The sequence below is a fragment of the Bacillus sp. HY001 genome (assembly GCF_007558965.1).
In the GTDB taxonomy this organism is placed as follows: Bacteria; Bacillota; Bacilli; order Bacillales; family Bacillaceae_G; genus Bacillus_A; species Bacillus_A mobilis.
On record NZ_VLTE01000017.1, the window covers coordinates 70219 to 87663 of the forward strand.

Annotated in this window: 15 protein-coding genes and 1 other annotated feature; of the genes, 5 read left to right on the forward strand and 10 right to left on the reverse strand. The window is 36.1% G+C overall.

From position 1 onward, the window contains the following. Positions 1-39: 39 nt before the first annotated feature. From FOT98_RS10775 to mecA, 3 genes are all read right to left on the reverse strand, one after another. Positions 40-1284, reverse strand: coding sequence for a competence protein CoiA (locus tag FOT98_RS10775; protein WP_063260241.1), 1245 nt, complete (start codon positions 1282-1284; stop codon positions 40-42). Between the two features lie 80 nt (positions 1285-1364). After that, positions 1365-2909, reverse strand: coding sequence for a cardiolipin synthase (locus FOT98_RS10780; protein WP_063260240.1), 1545 nt, complete (start codon positions 2907-2909; stop codon positions 1365-1367). Positions 2910-2981: 72 nt separating this feature from the next. Further along, a complete protein-coding gene (gene mecA, locus FOT98_RS10785) occupies positions 2982-3665 on the reverse strand; it encodes an adaptor protein MecA (RefSeq protein ID WP_000350711.1) in 684 nt (227 codons plus the stop codon). Between the two features lie 340 nt (positions 3666-4005). On the opposite strand from mecA, the gene FOT98_RS10790 reads away from it, so the two are divergent. Beyond that, entirely contained in the window at positions 4006-4680 is a 675-nt protein-coding gene (locus tag FOT98_RS10790) for a TerC family protein (RefSeq protein ID WP_061678732.1), read from the forward strand. Between the two features lie 49 nt (positions 4681-4729). On the opposite strand, the gene spx is transcribed toward FOT98_RS10790, so the two are convergent. Beyond that, a complete protein-coding gene (spx, locus tag FOT98_RS10795; protein WP_000258267.1) occupies positions 4730-5125 on the reverse strand; it encodes a transcriptional regulator Spx in 396 nt (131 codons plus the stop codon). Between the two features lie 592 nt (positions 5126-5717). On the opposite strand from spx, the gene FOT98_RS10800 reads away from it, so the two are divergent. Next, the gene (locus FOT98_RS10800) at positions 5718-5921 is read left to right on the forward strand and encodes a hypothetical protein (protein ID WP_000559978.1); all 204 of its coding nucleotides are present in this window, start codon (positions 5718-5720) and stop codon (positions 5919-5921) included. Positions 5922-5950: 29 nt separating this feature from the next. Here the strand turns inward: FOT98_RS10800 and FOT98_RS10805 are convergent, their stop codons facing one another. Then, positions 5951-7597, reverse strand: a complete 1647-nt coding sequence (locus FOT98_RS10805) for a peptide ABC transporter substrate-binding protein (protein ID WP_063260239.1) — start codon at positions 7595-7597, stop codon at positions 5951-5953. Between the two features lie 352 nt (positions 7598-7949). On the opposite strand from FOT98_RS10805, the gene FOT98_RS10810 reads away from it, so the two are divergent. Further along, the gene (locus FOT98_RS10810) at positions 7950-9395 is read left to right on the forward strand and encodes an MATE family efflux transporter (RefSeq protein WP_063260238.1); all 1446 of its coding nucleotides are present in this window, start codon (positions 7950-7952) and stop codon (positions 9393-9395) included. Between the two features lie 132 nt (positions 9396-9527). On the opposite strand, the gene FOT98_RS10815 is transcribed toward FOT98_RS10810, so the two are convergent. The 5 genes from FOT98_RS10815 to FOT98_RS10835 all read right to left on the reverse strand — a co-directional run bounded on the left by FOT98_RS10815 (position 9528) and on the right by FOT98_RS10835 (position 15242). After that, positions 9528-10463 (reverse strand): ABC transporter ATP-binding protein, encoded by a 936-nt coding sequence (locus FOT98_RS10815; protein ID WP_000166352.1) that lies wholly within the window; start codon positions 10461-10463, stop codon positions 9528-9530. Next, the gene (locus tag FOT98_RS10820) at positions 10456-11499 is read right to left on the reverse strand and encodes an ABC transporter ATP-binding protein (RefSeq protein ID WP_000854348.1); all 1044 of its coding nucleotides are present in this window, start codon (positions 11497-11499) and stop codon (positions 10456-10458) included. Before FOT98_RS10820 ends, FOT98_RS10815 begins: the two co-directional genes overlap by 8 nt. A gap of 18 nt (positions 11500-11517) precedes the next feature. Next, on the reverse strand, positions 11518-12534 hold the full coding sequence (gene opp3C / locus FOT98_RS10825) for an oligopeptide ABC transporter permease (protein WP_063260237.1): 1017 nt from the start codon (positions 12532-12534) through the stop codon (positions 11518-11520). Further along, positions 12531-13460: an oligopeptide ABC transporter permease gene (gene opp3b, locus FOT98_RS10830; protein WP_063260236.1), complete on the reverse strand. Its 930-nt coding sequence runs from the start codon at positions 13458-13460 to the stop codon at positions 12531-12533. The genes opp3C and opp3b overlap by 4 nt, the downstream gene beginning before the upstream one ends. A gap of 126 nt (positions 13461-13586) precedes the next feature. After that, positions 13587-15242, reverse strand: a complete 1656-nt coding sequence (locus FOT98_RS10835; RefSeq protein ID WP_063260235.1) for a peptide ABC transporter substrate-binding protein — start codon at positions 15240-15242, stop codon at positions 13587-13589. Between the two features lie 319 nt (positions 15243-15561). On the opposite strand from FOT98_RS10835, the gene FOT98_RS10845 reads away from it, so the two are divergent. Next, positions 15562-15942, forward strand: coding sequence for a DUF3899 domain-containing protein (locus FOT98_RS10845; protein WP_063260234.1), 381 nt, complete (start codon positions 15562-15564; stop codon positions 15940-15942). A 105-nt stretch (positions 15943-16047) separates the two neighbouring features. Then, positions 16048-16264: a binding site (T-box leader), on the forward strand. Positions 16265-16339: 75 nt separating this feature from the next. After that, positions 16340-17329, forward strand: a complete 990-nt coding sequence (gene trpS / locus FOT98_RS10850; protein ID WP_063260233.1) for a tryptophan--tRNA ligase — start codon at positions 16340-16342, stop codon at positions 17327-17329. Positions 17330-17445 lie beyond the last annotated feature (116 nt).

Below are 17445 nucleotides of genomic sequence, written 5' to 3' on the forward strand. Positions count from 1 at the left end.
TCCTTTAAATATCTCTACTTACATACAATTCGATTTTTCTTATGTAATTCCTTCACGATCAGTCTTTATTATATCCCCTTTTCCTTCTCTCATGTTGTACTTTTCCTCAAATAAAGATAAGGCATACGCTAAGCAAATTTCATCATATTTCATAATTTCCTCCTCTGTTTTCAGTATGACTACACCCCTTTTTTTCCGGTACTTATAAGTCCCCACTTTCTGCAATACACCTGCATAACACAGAAATACCATATATTCAGTAATTGCCACTTTCCATATATGCTGTGAAAAGTACGGGAGCATACGCCTTTTCGTATACTTTTTCACATAACTACACGCATACCCGAGGGAAATATAATCGCCTACCGCAAGCTCGCCTATACACTTCATATATAGAAAAGCTTGCCATATAAATGGATTTGTTTGAAAAGCAAATGAGGACGGGAGCGGCACACCAATTTCAGAAGGGAAATTTGCTGGGCTACATTTACATTGATATAAGAGGCGTAATAGTGACTTATGATTGTAATTCCAAATCGGCAGAGCATTTTGCCGAAAGTAGCTCTTTCGCTGTTTCCATTCCTCACCTAATGTTTCTTTTCGGAAAGAGACGGGAGCAAAGAGCATTTCAAAAGTAGTCGTTTCAGTTGGTAAATATATAGTATGTGAGAAAGAGATGCTTGTAGAAAATGAAGTGAGAAACGCGCATTTCATAAATAATTTTTGTTTCGGACAGAAAAAAATAAGAAATGGCTGAGGATAAGACTGTAAGGAGAAAGCCATAAGTGAGGAGAATTTCATCCAATATGCAGAGTGCTTTTTCAATTGATTTCCACCAATGATCCAAATGACCTGTATACCAGCTTGCCAATACGAATAGGTTCGTTTGTACAGCTGCTCTATAGAAAGATTTGCACATTGGTATTCAACCGCAATTGTTCTCCCTGCTCTCTCTATAAAAACATCTGGTCGTTGCTGAATCTCTGGAAGATAGTGCTCTATATATACAGGGAAGTTTTGACGTTTGAACCACCTATATAACAATTCTTTACCGTGCATATGATACATAGATTCCGCTTCATAAAAGGCAAGACACGCGTCCATTTTCCTATGAGCAAAATGCCAACTTTTTTGTTTCCCTAATTTCATTTGCACTTCTTTCCCGCAAGCTATGCAAAAGAAGCTTTCCCTTTTACGCATACGATGTAAAAGCTCTTCATCATGATGATAGAGTAGATGAATTTTTTCTCCGTTTTCTCTTTTAGCGATAAACATCGGAATCACACCCTTTCAGCTCCTTATATTCTACAATTTATTACAAATTCCTTTTAAAAAAGAGATGTCCCAATTTCGGACATCTCTTTTTATAATAAAGGTGATAATAATCGATACGTCGATTCAACAATTCGTCTATGAAGACGCCTTTTATGAAAACGATCGACATGAATTTCACTTGATTCTTCTATATCCTCTTTAAAATCTTGAACGAGTTTTCGAATGCTGTCTGTATCATATAAAAAGGCATTTACTTCAAAGTTCAAATGAAAACTTCTCATATCCATATTAGCTGTCCCAATTGAAGCTAAATCAGAATCGACAATGACAACTTTACTATGGAGAAAACCTTTTTCATATTCATATATTTTTACCCCTGCATCTAAAAGCTCTGGGAAGTACGATCTCGATGCGTAAAAGACGGTACGCTTATCAGGCTTACTCGGCATTAATAAACGAACATCAATACCAGCAAGTGCAGCTACCTTCAATGCGGATAAAATATCATCATCTGGAATGAAGTACGGCGTCGCAATCCAAATGGATTTCCGCGCAGAAGAAATCATGGCAAAATATAAATGTTTAATTGTTTCCCATTTATTATCCGGTCCACCTGCAACGAGCTGCACGCCTCCCCAATCATCCCCCTCAACTGCTTTCGCTTGTAAATGTTCAGGGGCTAGCACAGCCTCACCAGTCATATAAAACCAATCTTGAAGGAAAATAAGTTGTAAACTTTGAACAGCTTCACCACGCAAATATAAATGCGTGTCTCGCCAAAAACCGAAGTACTTATCCTTCCCTAAATATTCATCACCAATATTTAATCCACCTACAAATCCTTCATTCCCATCAATAATAACGATTTTTCGGTGGTTTCGATAATTAATCTTATCGTTTAAAATCGGAAAGCGCACAGGGAAAAACGGAATCATTTCAACACCTGCGTCGTTTAATTCTTCAATATATGAATTCGATAATCTAAAACTTCCAACCGCATCATATAAAAAACGAACAACTACGCCTTCTTTTGATTTTTGTATTAAAATATCTTTAATTTCTGTTCCAAGCTTATCATCACGCACAATGTAATATTCCATATGAATGTGATGTTTCGCTCGTTTTAATCCATCTAAAATGGCCTGAAACGTTTCATCTCCATTTGTTAATGTTCTCGTTTCAGTTTGAAATGAAATATTTAAAGCGCCTAAGCGGTCCGCTAAACGGAATAACAGCTCTTGATGCTTATGATTGCGCAAAATCCGTTCTTCATAATCTTCATGTCCCTTATATTGTAAAAACGCTTGTTCATCGAGCAACGCCTTCTTTTGGAACATTCTCTTCCTCCGAAAGTTCTGTCCGAATAATAAATAAGCGAAGAATCCAAATACCGGAAAAATACCTAACACAATGAGCCATGTAAGTGTTTTTGACGGATGACGGTTCTCTAAGAAAATCACGCAGCCAATTAAAAATGCAGATACTGTAAATAAAATACTAATAATACCTAGGATCGACACATCTTTTATCCCAATCACATCCGAATAAAATGCTACATCAATAAACATACGTAACGAAACAAATAATGCGAACAATAGTAAAACAAAGAAAATCAACTTTAACGTATTTTTCATCTCTTACCTCCTTACTAAGAAAGCTTTCCTATTCTTCATATAAAAAGCCGATTTCATACTACAGAAATCGGCCTACGTTTTAGCAGGAAAATTATTGCGAATTGTTTCAAGCGCATGCTCTTTCACAATTTGTTTCCCATACTCACTTACACGATGAATTGTTAATGTTGATTCTTCTCCGTACTCTAAAACAATACTTAAAATACGATCAATTTCTTCTTCATCATGTAGCACTTCATCGAATTCCACATATACATAATAGCGGTTCTCAAATGAATACAGCTCATCTTTTATATCTTCAAAGATAAGACGGTGGCTTAATGAAATGACATCTTCAAAATCATTAAACTTAATTAAAAAGCCAAACGTACCATCTTCGTTAAAGTTTGTTCCTGCTTGCTCTTCTACCTCTTCCACTAATTCTTGCTGGAATAATGATTCAATGCCTTCATCTAGAGGAATGTCTATGATTTTATCTACACCTATTGGTAGTTCTAACTTTTGTCCATCCTTTGAAAGCTCTGCTTTCGTAACAAGTACTTCAATCCCTTTATCGACTGCTTGCACTTGAATCCATAACGGCCCATCAATAAAGAAATCGTCATGATCACGAGCTTCGTCCATCATTTCCCAAAAGAGCTCTTCGCTTCGTTCGCGGTCATACCAAATTTCCTCACGATTAAAGCCTCTGTCCTCTATATCAATGTACGTAATAAAAAATTTCATCGTATGGTCATTTATTCTTTCAATATCCAAAATACAACTCTCCCTTCCTGTTTGGAATTGTTATGAAGGGATTCCCCACTCATATGACAAATCAATAGATTCTTGTACTCTCATTTTATGATAAGATTCTCCAGAATGGAAATAAAATCGATTTATTTTACAAAAATAGTTATATGCCTATCTTTATTCGATTGTCTACACAAATATATCATTATAGCGATTTCTTACTCACAAAAAATTTGGACATACATTTCCACCTTCCACCGTACACTGTAATAAAGTGAAACTTTTATTAGAGAAGATGATTTACTCTCTCTTCACCACATACATATAGTTCGCTTATTAAAACATCATAAATGGAGGCAGACGAATGGACTTAGAGTTTTTAACATCTGTACTAATGATTGTCGGTATCGATGTTGTACTAGGTGGTGACAACGCAATCGTTATCGCACTAGCTAGCCGAAATTTACCTGAATCGAAACGAAATAAAGCCATTTTGATTGGTACTCTTTTAGCAATCGTACTAAGAATTCTTCTTACTATACTAGCTGTCTATTTACTCGACATTCCATTTCTGCAACTTATCGGCGGCGTTTTACTTACATTAATTGCAGTAAATTTACTAACCGATAATAGCAACGATCTTTCTTCTATTCAAGGAAAAACAACTTTATTTCAAGCTGTGCGTACAATTGTATTCGCGGACCTTGTTATGGGATTTGACAACGTTATTGCCATTGCAGGGGCAGCTCATGGAAGATTATTACTCGTAATAATCGGCTTACTCATCTCTATCCCGATTATTATTTGGGGCAGCAAACTTATTTTAATACTTATGGAACGCTTTCCATTCCTCATTTATTGCGGGGCAGCGATTCTCGCCTATACAGCAGGAAAAATGGTCACACATGAAGACCGACTTGCAACCTTTTTTCATAACAACCCAAGTTTCACTGCAAGCATTCCTTACTTATTTATTTTCACCATTTTATGCATCGGTATTATCGTGCAACAAGTTCGATTACGAAATGTGAAACATTAAAAAAAACCTTCTACTATATAATAAGTAGAAGGTTTTCATATTATTATAATTAATTTACAAGACGCTGTGCTTCACGTAATTGGAACGTTCTTACAGTACGTGGTAAGAAACGGCGGATTTCGTCTTCATTGTAACCTACTTGAAGGCGTTTCTCGTCAATCATAATTGGACGACGTAAAATCCCTGGATAGTCACGAATCATCTTATATAAATCTTGAAGTGGTAAAGACTCTAAGTTTACATTTAATTCTTGGAAAACTTTCGAACGAGTAGAAATAATCTCATCCGTTCCGCTTTCTGTCATACGTAAAATCTCTTTAATTTCCTCAATCGTTAATGGATCTGAGAAAATATTACGTTCTGTATAAGGAATATGATTTTCCTCTAGCCATAATTTCGCCTTTCTACAAGACGTACAGCTTGGAGAACTATATAATGTTACCATACAAAGCTCACTCTCCTTAAAGAGTACAAATTCTGTACTAATTACAGTTTAAATTTCTAAATTCAGCTATTTTTTGCGATACCTTGTCTTAAAACAAAGTGCAAAAATCGCATTTCATGTAAGCAACAACTTTTAGCAAACAACAATTACTTTTAATAAGTAACTTCTATAATCATTATACAATAGATTTTGCAAGAAATATACAGTAAATTTCCTTCTAATTGAGAAAACTCTTCCGTGTATTCCACTGCTATGTAACATGATCACACTCGCTTTATCTGTACTTTAACAATACCTCCAACCCTCTTAACGCTTGCTTTTCATAGATTATTCATATGATATATAGTTATTGTTCCAGAATCTTTCCTATAAAAAAGAGAACGTTTTCTTACCTTTTCTTGATAAATCAATTAAGAAATGTAAGACTATACAAGTGAGAATGAAAAGGAACATTTGTTCTTATTTTAACAAACATTCTCATTCGTGTCTATACGATTTCTAAAATAAATCCATTATTTTTCTGACATTTCTTTCTTTTTTGTCTTTTATCTCATACAATAAACATACAGACAGGCAAAGGGGGAATTTGCAAATGATTGCTTTTTTTATTGATTTTGTCACGGTTGCTGCCCTCATCATCGGAATAACAGCATTGATTGGTGTCATTACAAATAGCATTGGTGAAAAACTCTTTGGCGGAAAAGAAAAGATGAAGTTTGTTAATAAAAGTTTGGATGTGCAATCCGGCTGGAATCAAGTTGGCGGGAAAGGTATTTATAAGAAACGTACGTATTAAAAAAAAGCAGGCAATCACCTGCTTTTTTCTTATTTCTCTACTGACGCCCATTTAAAGCTTAAATCACCGCCATATTTATGGTTGTACATATTTTTAATTGATTCTCTTTGTATATATGCTCTACCACGTTGATATACTGGAACAATCGCAGCGTCATCAAGTAACATTTTCTCTGCTTCTAGTAAGTTTTTCCAACGGGCATTTACATCGCTTCCATCTTTCTTCGCTTTCATGATAATTTCATCATATTTCGGATTAGAGTATTTCATTTTATTTTGCGATCCGTCCGTCACAAACATATCAAGGTATGTAACTGGATCTGGGAAGTCTGCACTCCATCCAGAGAATGACATCACATAATCGCCCGCATCTTCTAGTTTTAATTTTTGCGCGAATGGTTGTTGTTTAATTTTCACTGTTAAACCTGGTAAATTCTTTTCTAACTCACCTTTTAAATATTCACCTGTTTTCTTCGATAATTCAACATCTTCATTTAATAACTCTAATTCGATTTCATTTTTACCAAGTTCTTTTTTACCAGCTTCCCAATACTTCTTCGCTTCTTTCACGTTTGGTTTTACAATATCTCCATTTACAGCACGGAAGTCTTTCTTATCTGGCCCTTTAATGAAGTTATCAGGAATTAATCCTGTTGCTGGCTTAGAACCGTTATTTAATAATGTATCAACGAACGGCTTACGTTCAAAAGCAAGTGAAATTGCTTTACGAATATTTTTATTTGCTAAAGCTGGGTCTTTTTGATTTAAACGAAGGAAGAATACAGATGTATCTTCTACTGTTTGGAAATCCGGTTTTCCTTTATATTTATCGATGAACTCTGCTAATAACGTCGCTCGATCGACTGCGTTTGTTTCATATAAATTAATTGGCGTAGACGTATCTTTTACAATATTAAAGTTTACTTCCTCAATCTTCACTTCTTTATTGTCCCAATATGACGCGCTCTTTGTCATTTTAAAGCTACGTTCATGTTGCCAATCACTTAATGTAAATGGTCCATTATAAAGTGTTGTATTCGCTTCCAAACCAAACTTCGTACCTTGCTCTTTCACAAACTTTTCATTCACAGGATAGAAGATTGGATATACCATTAAATCTACAAGGTATGGAATTGAATTGTCTAATTCCACTTCTAATGTATGATCATCAATCGCTTTCACGCCTAATTGATCTGGACTCATCTCTTTTTTATTAATTTTCTCTGCATTTTTTATATCATACATAATGTACGCTGATTTCGCAGCTGTATCTGGGTTAATCGCTCTTTGCCATGCGTATACGAAATCCTTCGCCGTCACAGGCTCACCATTTGACCATTTTGCGTCTTCACGTAATTTAAATGTATATTTTTTACCGTCTTCTGACTTTTGGAATTCCTTCGCTACACCAGGAACTAGCTTATCATCTTTCCCTAAACTGTATAAGCCTTCCATCGTATTAGTCATTACTCTTGAAGAAACTGCATCAGCTGATAACGCTGGATCCATCGTTGGAATTTCTTGTGTTTCAATTAAGTTAATAACTTGCTTCGCACCGCTTTTCCCGCTATCCCCTTTTGCGTTCGCTTGCGGTTCATCTTTTTGGTAGCTACATGCCCCTAACATCATGCTCATCGCTACTGTTGACGCTACAAAAACTGGTATCTTTTTTTTCATACTTCCACCCTCCAAAAAAATGTTAGCCCTTTCATTTTCAAACAAATAGAAATATATATATGTTCTAACAATTCATATTATACACACAAATATATTTTTTGTATATTTATATTTCTATTTTATTAAAATTTTCCGTTAAAAAATAAACCTTTGTAAACGTTTCATATTGTTGATTATCCTTACTAAAGTGTTGAAAATAACCATTTTTATATATTTCTAAATTATCAGAGAAAAACAAATTTTATATCTCATAATACTTTGCGCATAATTATCCTTCTCTTTTTATCATAAAATAGCACTCTCTTCATAATAAAGATATGTAGGTTAAAATGAGTGCAAAGGATAAGAAAGTATGTTACGATACATTTTGCTAAAAATAGATATCGGTAAAGAGGGGACGGACATGACAGCAATTCAGGCAAAAAACGGGCCGACAGAGAAATTAAGTTTATTCTTATTAACATGGCCTATTTTTCTAGAAGTTTTTCTATTTATGTTAATGGGGATCGCTGATACTTTCATGTTAAGTGCATTATCAGATGATGCTGTATCTGGGGTTGGTGCAGCGAATCAATATCTCCATATCGCTATTTTGGTACTAGAAGTCATCGGGAACGGCGCAGCTATCGTCGTATCTCAATACCTCGGTTCCAAACGTTTTATGGAAGCATCTAAAATATCAGCTTTAGCCGTCACATTAAATTTAGTGGTCGGACTCATTATAAGCGCTGGTTTTCTTTTATTTTCAAAACATATGATGATGGCAATGAACTTACAAGGCGATGTACTCATGTATGCGCAAAACTATTTATCTATCGTCGGAGGCGCTATTTTCCTTCAAGCTATTATTAATTCATTAGCCGCAATTATCCGCGTACATGGCTTCACAAAGCAAGCGATGTTTATTTCACTTGGAATGAATATTATTCATATCGCTGGAAACTACGTACTCATTTTCGGAAAATTTGGTTTCCCAGAGCTCGGTGTACAAGGGGCTGCCATTTCGTCTGCTGTCAGCAGATTAATCGCACTTATCGTTTTCTTCTGGTTACTGTACCGCGTTATGGAATACCGTGTGAAATTACAATATTACTTTACCTTATCAAAGGAATACATCGGAAAAATTTTAAAAATCGGGATTCCATCTGCATTTGAGCAGGTTATGTATCAAGCTTGCCAAATTGTCTTCTTATACTATGCAACATACTTAGGAACGGAATCATTAGCGGCGAGACAATACGCTACGAACATTTCTATGTTCACTTATTTATTCGCGATTGCGATCGGTATGGGAACAGCCATTATTATCGGACGCCTCGTTGGCGGTGGGGAAAAAGACGAAGCGTATGAACGCGTATGGAAAAGTGTAAAGTGGGCAATTGGAGTCACTTTATGTATGGTCGCTCTCGTCATTACATTCCGTACACAATTAATGGGACTATTTACAGATAATCCGCACATTATTACGTTAGGTGCATCAGTTCTTTTACTAAGTGTACTACTTGAAACGGGACGTACGATGAACATCGTCATTATCAATTCACTTCGCGCAGCTGGTGATGCAAAGTACCCCGTTTTAATCGGCGCATTCTCTATGGTGTTAATGAGTTTACCACTCGGTTACTTTTTCGCCTTCCATTTAGATATGGGGCTCGTTGGTATTTGGTTAGCGATTGCTATTGATGAATGGACACGTGCCATCATTATGTTCTTCCGTTGGAAAAGTAGAGCGTGGGAACGTTATGCACTCGTTAAACCAGAAGAACAAGAGGAGAGTATTTCTGTTCAGGCACAGTAATACTCGTTTAATTAAAATGCATTCATTGGAAAATAACATTTATATTCACTTACCGACAAATGTTAACAATACAACTGTTTATAGAATAGAAAAAGAGCCATCCTTCTGTAGCGGAAGAATGGCTCTTTTTTCTTATTGATAAATCTCTTTATATTTCTTATACTCTGCTTCAGAACATAATACGAAATGTCCTGGGCGAATTTCACGCATTGTTGGTGCTTCACTAGCATAATCATGCTGAGATGGATCGTATACGATACGTTTACGATTGCGCTCATAATCTGGATCTGGAAGCGGAATTGCTGATAATAGTGATTTCGTATATGGATGAATTGGATTCGCATATAACTCTTCACTTGTTGTTAGCTCAACGATTTGACCACGGTACATTACGCCGATTCGGTCACTAATATATTTTACCATTGATAAATCATGGGCAATGAATAAGTATGTTAAACCTTTTTCTTTTTGTAACTTTTTCAGTAAGTTTACAACTTGCGCCTGGATTGAAACATCAAGTGCTGAGATTGGCTCATCGGCAATGATAAATTCCGGTTCTACAGCAAGTGCGCGAGCGATACCGATACGTTGACGTTGTCCACCCGAGAATTCATGAGGGAAACGGTTTGCGTGCTCTTTATTTAAACCAACTGTGATTAATAATTCATGAACACGGTCCATACGCTCTTTTTTGCCTTTTGCTAGTCCGTGAATATCAATACCTTCTGCAATAATATCCCCTACTGTCATACGAGGGTTTAATGATGCATATGGATCTTGGAAAATCATTTGCATTTTACGGTTGAACTTCTTCAGTTGTGCGCGTGATTTTTTACCATGTACATTTTCACCATCGAACAATACTTCACCAGCAGTTGCATCATATAAACGAATAATCGTTCTTCCAGTTGTAGATTTACCACAACCTGATTCTCCTACAAGACCAAATGTCTCTCCGCGGTAAATATCAAATGAAATATCATTAACCGCTTTGACAACACCACCACTCACGTCGAAGTGCTGCTTTACATTTTTTACTTCAATTAATTTCTCACGTTGTTTAGTCATGTTGTTCACCTGCTTTCATTTGAAGAATGCGTTTTTCAACAACTGCCGGCGGTCTTACTTCTGGAGCTTGCTCGTGAAGCAACCAAGTTGCCGCATAGTGTGTATCACTTACTTTAAATAAAGGTGGGTCCATTTCAAAATCAATTTTCAATGCCTGTGGGTTACGTGGTGCAAAAGCATCTCCCTTTGGCGGCTTTAATAAATCTGGAGGCGTTCCAGGGATTGCATATAACTCTTCTTCTGAACCATCTAAACTTGGCATAGATGCGATTAAGCCCCAAGTGTACGGATGTTTCGGATTGTAGAAAATTTCATCAACCGTTCCAATTTCAACAACTTTACCAGCGTACATAACTGCTACGCGGTCCGCAACGTTTGCCACTACACCTAAATCATGCGTAATGAAAATGATTGCTGCTTCTGTTTTTTGCTGAATGTCCTTCATAAGTTCTAAAATTTGCGCCTGAATTGTAACGTCTAGCGCTGTTGTCGGCTCATCGGCAATTAATAATTTGGGGTTACAAGCTAACGCCATCGCAATAACTACACGCTGTCTCATACCACCTGAGAATTGGTGAGGATATTGTTTTAAACGTGCTTCTGGATTTGGAATACCTACAAGGTCGATTAATTCTAATGCAACTTTACGTGCATCTGCTTTACTCATCCCTTGGTGTTTAATAAGGCCTTCCATAATTTGATTCCCAATTGTCATCGTTGGATTTAATGATGTCATAGGATCTTGGAAAATCATTGCGATATCTTTACCACGAACTTGCTGCATTTCTTTTTCTGTTAATTTCGTTAAGTCACGACCTTCAAATACGATTTCACCGTTTTTAATACGTCCTGGAGGATTCGGAATTAATCCCATTAACGCTTTAGAAGTAACTGATTTACCAGAACCAGATTCTCCTACAATCGCTAATGTTTCTCCTTTTTTCAAATCAAAAGTAACACCGCGTACAGCTTGTACTTCACCTGCATGTGTATCAAAGGAGACTTGCAAATCTTTTACCTCTAGCAATGTTTTCATTTTTACTTCTCCCCTCTTTTACTTACGCATTTTTGGATCTAACGCGTCGCGTAATCCGTCTGCCATTAAGTTGAATGCTAAGATTAACATACTGATGACAACCGCAGGGATGAACATCATATGTGGATACGTTTGAATTGATTTATAACCATCATTTACAAGAGAACCAAGTGACGCAAATGGTGGCTGAATTCCTAAACCGATGAAACTTAAGAACGCTTCACCAAACACCGCTGATGGAATTGTAAACATTGTCATTACGATGATAGGTCCCATTACGTTTGGAATTAAATGTTTCACAATTAATTGTGTATTTGTTGCACCTAATGTACGAGATGCTAATACATATTCTTGGTTTTTTAACTTTAAGATTTGTCCACGAACAATCCGCGACATCCCTATCCAGCCTGTAATCGCCATTGCGAGTGTAATTGACCATATACCAGATCCCATAATGATTACCATTAAAATAACGATGATTAAGTATGGAATACCGTTAATAATCTCCATAACACGTTGCATAATATTATCTACTCTACCGCCATAGAACGCTGAAATACCTCCGTATGCAACCCCAATTACTAAGTCAATCGCCGCTGCTAAAAGAGCGATATATAACGATACGCGCGTACCTTCCCATGTTCTTGTCCATAAATCGCGTCCAAGATCATCTGTACCAAACCAGAAATACTCTTTAATATCACGTTTTTCATATTGGTCAACACCATATTGATCTGTACCGTCAAATGGTAGCCAATGAACATTTTCAATAACAGGAATTTTCGGTGGTAATTTCGCACGACCTAAGTCTTGCTCTTTATACGAGTGTTTACTTACCATCGGCCCAAAAATTGCTAGTAATACAATAAGCGCTAATAAAACGAAACCTAACATTGCTCCTTTATGTTGGAACAAACGTCTTCTTACATCTTGCCAAAACGTTAAGCTTGGACGGGCAATGACTTCATTATCCACATTATTTTGATTGGCTTGTTGAAATAAATCTGGAGATAATTTTTGTACATCTTTCATCATTTTTTCCCTCCCGCTAAACGAATTCGAGGATCAATAATTCCGTATAAAATATCAACAATGAAAATAACTAAGATGAAAATCGCACTATAGAAAATTGTAGTTCCCATAATAACTGTATAGTCATTCACTGTAATAGATTTAACGAACTGTTCCCCTAGTCCTGGTACTGCATAAATTTGCTCGATAACGAGTGTTCCTGTAATTAATGCCGCAACCATTGGTCCTAAAATTGTTACAACTGGAATTAGCGCGTTACGAAGTGCGTGTTTTACAATGATAACGCCTTGACTAATCCCTTTTGCTTTCGCTGTTAAAATGTAGTCAGCTTGCATAACTTCAATTAACTCTGCACGAGAGAAACGTGCGATTGTTGCTATAACTGCCATCGATAAAGCGATCGTAGGCATCACTGTAAACTCTGGCCCTTTCCAGAAGGCTACTGGGAACCAACCAAGTTTTACCCCTACGAAATATTGTAGTAATGCGGCGAATACGAACGATGGTACCGACATCCCGAGTACGGAAATAATTGTCGCCCCATAATCGACCCACGTATTGTTACGAAGTGCCGCAACGATTCCTAAAAGTAAACCGATAAATGTTCCTAATATAATCGCTTGTAAACCAAGTTGTGCGGATGGTCCAATGCGATCCACAATCATATCTGTTACTGGACGGTTATCATATTGGAATGATACCCCTAAATCACCTTTTGCTAAGTTACCTAAGTAACGTGCATATTGAACTGGTACTGGATCATTTAAACCATATTTTTCAAGAATGATTTCTTTTTGTGCCGGTGATAGTTTCTCCTGGTTTTTAAGCGGAGAACCCGGAAGTAATTTCATCAAAAAGAAAGTCAGTGTAGTAATTAAAAATAATGTCAAAGCCATGTACACGAAACGTTTTAATACATAACGTCCCATAGTCAAGCACCTCCCCGTTTTTCTCAAAAGCAATAAGATAGTTTAAAATATTCTTACTTTTATTTTTTTAAAATAAGAGCATACGCCCATCATAGGCATATACCCTAGTAAACGATGGAAAAAAGATTATTTTTGTTCAACAGATGCCCATTTGTAAGTTAATTTACCACCATAGTTAATTGGGATAATATCTTTTACGGCACCTTTTACTACATACGCTGAACCTTTTTGGAAGATTGGAGTGATAACAGCATCCTCTTTAATTAACATCTTCTCTACTTCTAAAAGGTTGTCCCAGCGTGCTTGTAAATCTTTTGTATCTGTTTTAGCTTTTAAAATTAACTCATCATATTTTTTATTAGAATAGCCTGTTTTATTTTGAGAACCATTCGTAACAAACATATCTAAATATGAAATTGGATCTGGGAAATCTGGTCCCCAAATACCAAACGCAATATCATATTGCTGAGAATCTTCTAATTTATTTTTTTGTGCGAATGGCTGTTGTTTAATTTTAATCGATAAACCTGGTAAGTTCTTTTCCATCTCACCTTTTAAGAATTCACCAACTTTTTTCGCATCTTCATTATCGAAGTTTAAGAATTCTAGTTCTATTTTATCAGTGCCAAGCTCTTTCTTCGCTGTTTCCCATAGCTTTTTCGCTTCTTTTGGATCTGTTTCAACTAACTTTCCATTTTCAGCTCGGAAATCTTTTTTATTCGGACCTTCAGCGAAATCTTTTCCAACAAATCCATAAGCTCCAATTGCACCATTATTTAAAATAACTTTCGCAATGTTATCACGGTCAAAGGACATTGAAATTGCTTTTCTTAAGTTTTTATTGCTTAAGTATTGATTACTTTGATTAAATCTTAGATAAGCAACCCCTGCTTCTTTTCTTGTGTGGAATTCTGAGCTTTGTCTAAACTTATCAACAAATTCTGAAGATAGAGCCGCACGATCAATCGAGTTTGTCTCATATAAATTTACATCAGTTGACGTATTCTTAACAATATTAAAATTAATTTCTTCGATTTTAACCGTTTTATTATCCCAATATGATGGGTTCTTCTTAAACTGGAAGCTTTGCTCATGTTTCCAATCGCTCATAACAAATGGTCCATTATATAATGTTGTATTCGCCTCTAACCCAAACTTATCACCTTGTGCTTTTACAAAGTTCTCATTGAGCGGGTAAAATACTGGATAAACCGTTAAATCAACAAAGTAAGGAACGGGATTGTCTAATTCCACTTCTAATGTATAGTCATCAATCGCTTTTACACCTAATTGGTCAGCAGGTAATTCTTTTTTATGAATTTTCTCTGCATTTTTAATATCGAACATAATGTACGAATATGTCGCTTTTGTATCTGGATTTACTGCTCTTTTCCATGAATACACAAAGTCTTTTGCTGTTACAGGTTCCCCATTCGACCACTTTGCATCTTTTCTTAATTTAAATATGTATTTCTTTCCATCATCTAGTTTCTGAACATCCTCAGCAATTCCAGGCACTCTCTTCTGATCTTTGCCTATACGATATAAACCTTCCATCGTATTATTTAATGCTGTAGAAGATGCAGAGTCAGATGCTAATGATGCATCCATTGACGGAATTTCAGATAACTCCGTTAAATTAAGAACCTGCTTTCCGTTACTACTACTCGTAGCGTTTTCTTTCCCTTTTGCTTTTGCGTCATCTTTCTGGTAGCTGCACGCACCAAGCAACATACTTGCAGTTAAAGTCGATGCAAGTAATAACGGTATCTTTTTCTTCATGTTGTGTTGCCTCCCCTAATTGCACTTCCTGTACCCTCACTTGTAAAAAAGTAGAATTGAAAGAATAATCTCCAAGTTTCTACAATTTTCATTATACATATAATATAACAATTGTGAATATAGTTTTTTGTTTTTTTGTTAAAATTTTTAATAAAATGTTTATTTTTTTATTTTTTTGTAAAGGGATACGTTAACATTGCTACCATCATCTTGAAATCAGACCTTTAATTGCGTATAATTTTCAAAAAATTAATTCTAGTACATATTATAGCTTTTATAGTATAATAATTCTAGTAATATTTTGACGGAGGGGAACATTTTGAATAAAGTTTTTTTTCATACTTGTATACTAATTTTCATAGCGATAATCGCTTCTAGTATTGGCGCATTCCTCGTTTCATCGCAATTTTTGTTGAATTTTGTCAATATATCGTTTTATGCCGCACTACTTTTTATTCTTGTCGGCGGTTTTTTATTCATATTTCAAAATGGATTTTTCAATGTAACAATTTACGCATTCCAAAGAGTATTTGGTACGAACAAAAAAATTGAGTCTTTAATTGAAGAAGTAGAGGAACCTGCCGATAAGAAAGAACGTATTTATAAAACATATTCATTCAAATGGACGTATCCAATTTGTATTACAGGTATCGTTCTTGGGTTGTTCTCGACCCTCATTAGCTTTACTATTTTGATGTAGTTTGCAAACACTATCCCATATGATATAATAATCAGCAAAACATTTTGTTATAAAACTTTAGTTCTTTCATATTAAAAGAGCTCAGGTAACAATAAATAAATTTATATGTATGCGATGATAAAGAAGAGTACATATTGAGGCAATTTCAGAGAGCTTGTGGCTGGTGTGAACAAGTAATTGTACAGTATGGAATGGGCTTTTGAGCACCAAACCGAACCGAAAGTAGTAGGCTTTGGCGTTATATCCAAACGTTATTATGGATTAGAGAGATTTCACAGTAGTGAAATAATTAGGGTGGTACCGCGGTCCATTCGTCCCTATAGTTTTTTGGGATGAATGGGCTTTTTTGTTTGCCTTCTCTTCCCTATCACGCATTCAAATTTAGGAGGAATTACTTATGTCAGTTATCTTTTCTGGTATTCAGCCGAGTGGAACGATTACACTTGGAAACTATTTAGGAGCTATGAAGCAATTTACAGAGCTTCAAAATGAACACGACTGTTATTTCTGTATTGTAAACCAACATGCGATTACAGTACCTCAAGATCCCGTACAACTTCGTAAAAACATCCGCAGTCTTGCTGCACTTTATGTAGCATGCGGCATTGATCCTGAAAAAGCTACTTTATTTGTACAGTCAGAAGTACCAGCACACGCTCAACTAGGATGGATTATGCAATCAGTTGCTTACGTTGGAGAATTAGAGCGTATGACGCAATATAAAGATAAAGCATCAGGTAGAGACTCAGTTCCAGCTGGATTACTAACGTACCCACCATTAATGGCTGCTGATATTTTACTTTACAACACTGAAATCGTACCTGTTGGTGATGATCAAAAACAACATATGGAATTAACACGTGACCTAGCAGAGCGTTTCAACAAACGCTTCCGTGAAGTGTTCACTGTTCCTGAAATTCGTATTCCAAAAGTAGGAGCTCGCGTTATGTCATTAACAGAACCTACGAAGAAAATGAGTAAATCTGATCCGAATCTAAAATCAATGATCAGTATGCTTGATGAACCGAAAACAATTGAAAAGAAAATTAAGAGTGCTGTAACAGACTCTGAAGGTATTGTGAAATTTGATAAAGAAAACAAACCTGGAATCTCTAACTTATTAACAATCTACTCTTCATTCTCTGGAAAAACAGTAGAAGAAATCGAAGCAATGTACGAAGGAAAAGGCTACGGAGACTTCAAAGGCGACCTAGCACAAGTAGTCGTAGATGCAATTCGTCCAATCCAAGACAAATATAACGAACTAATCAGCTCACCAGAACTAGACGAAATTCTAGACAAAGGTGCAGAAAAAGCAAACCGCGTTGCATTCAAACAACTACGCAAAGTAGAAAACGCAATGGGGTTAAGTAGAAAACGTAGGTAACTTATATAAAGCGAAGCCACCGAACATTCTTGCTGCCGGAGCTGGATTACTATATAAAGCGGAGGCAGCTCGTTCAGCCCTGACTGGCTAAGGTTCTTTCCCACAGAAGGTGCTTT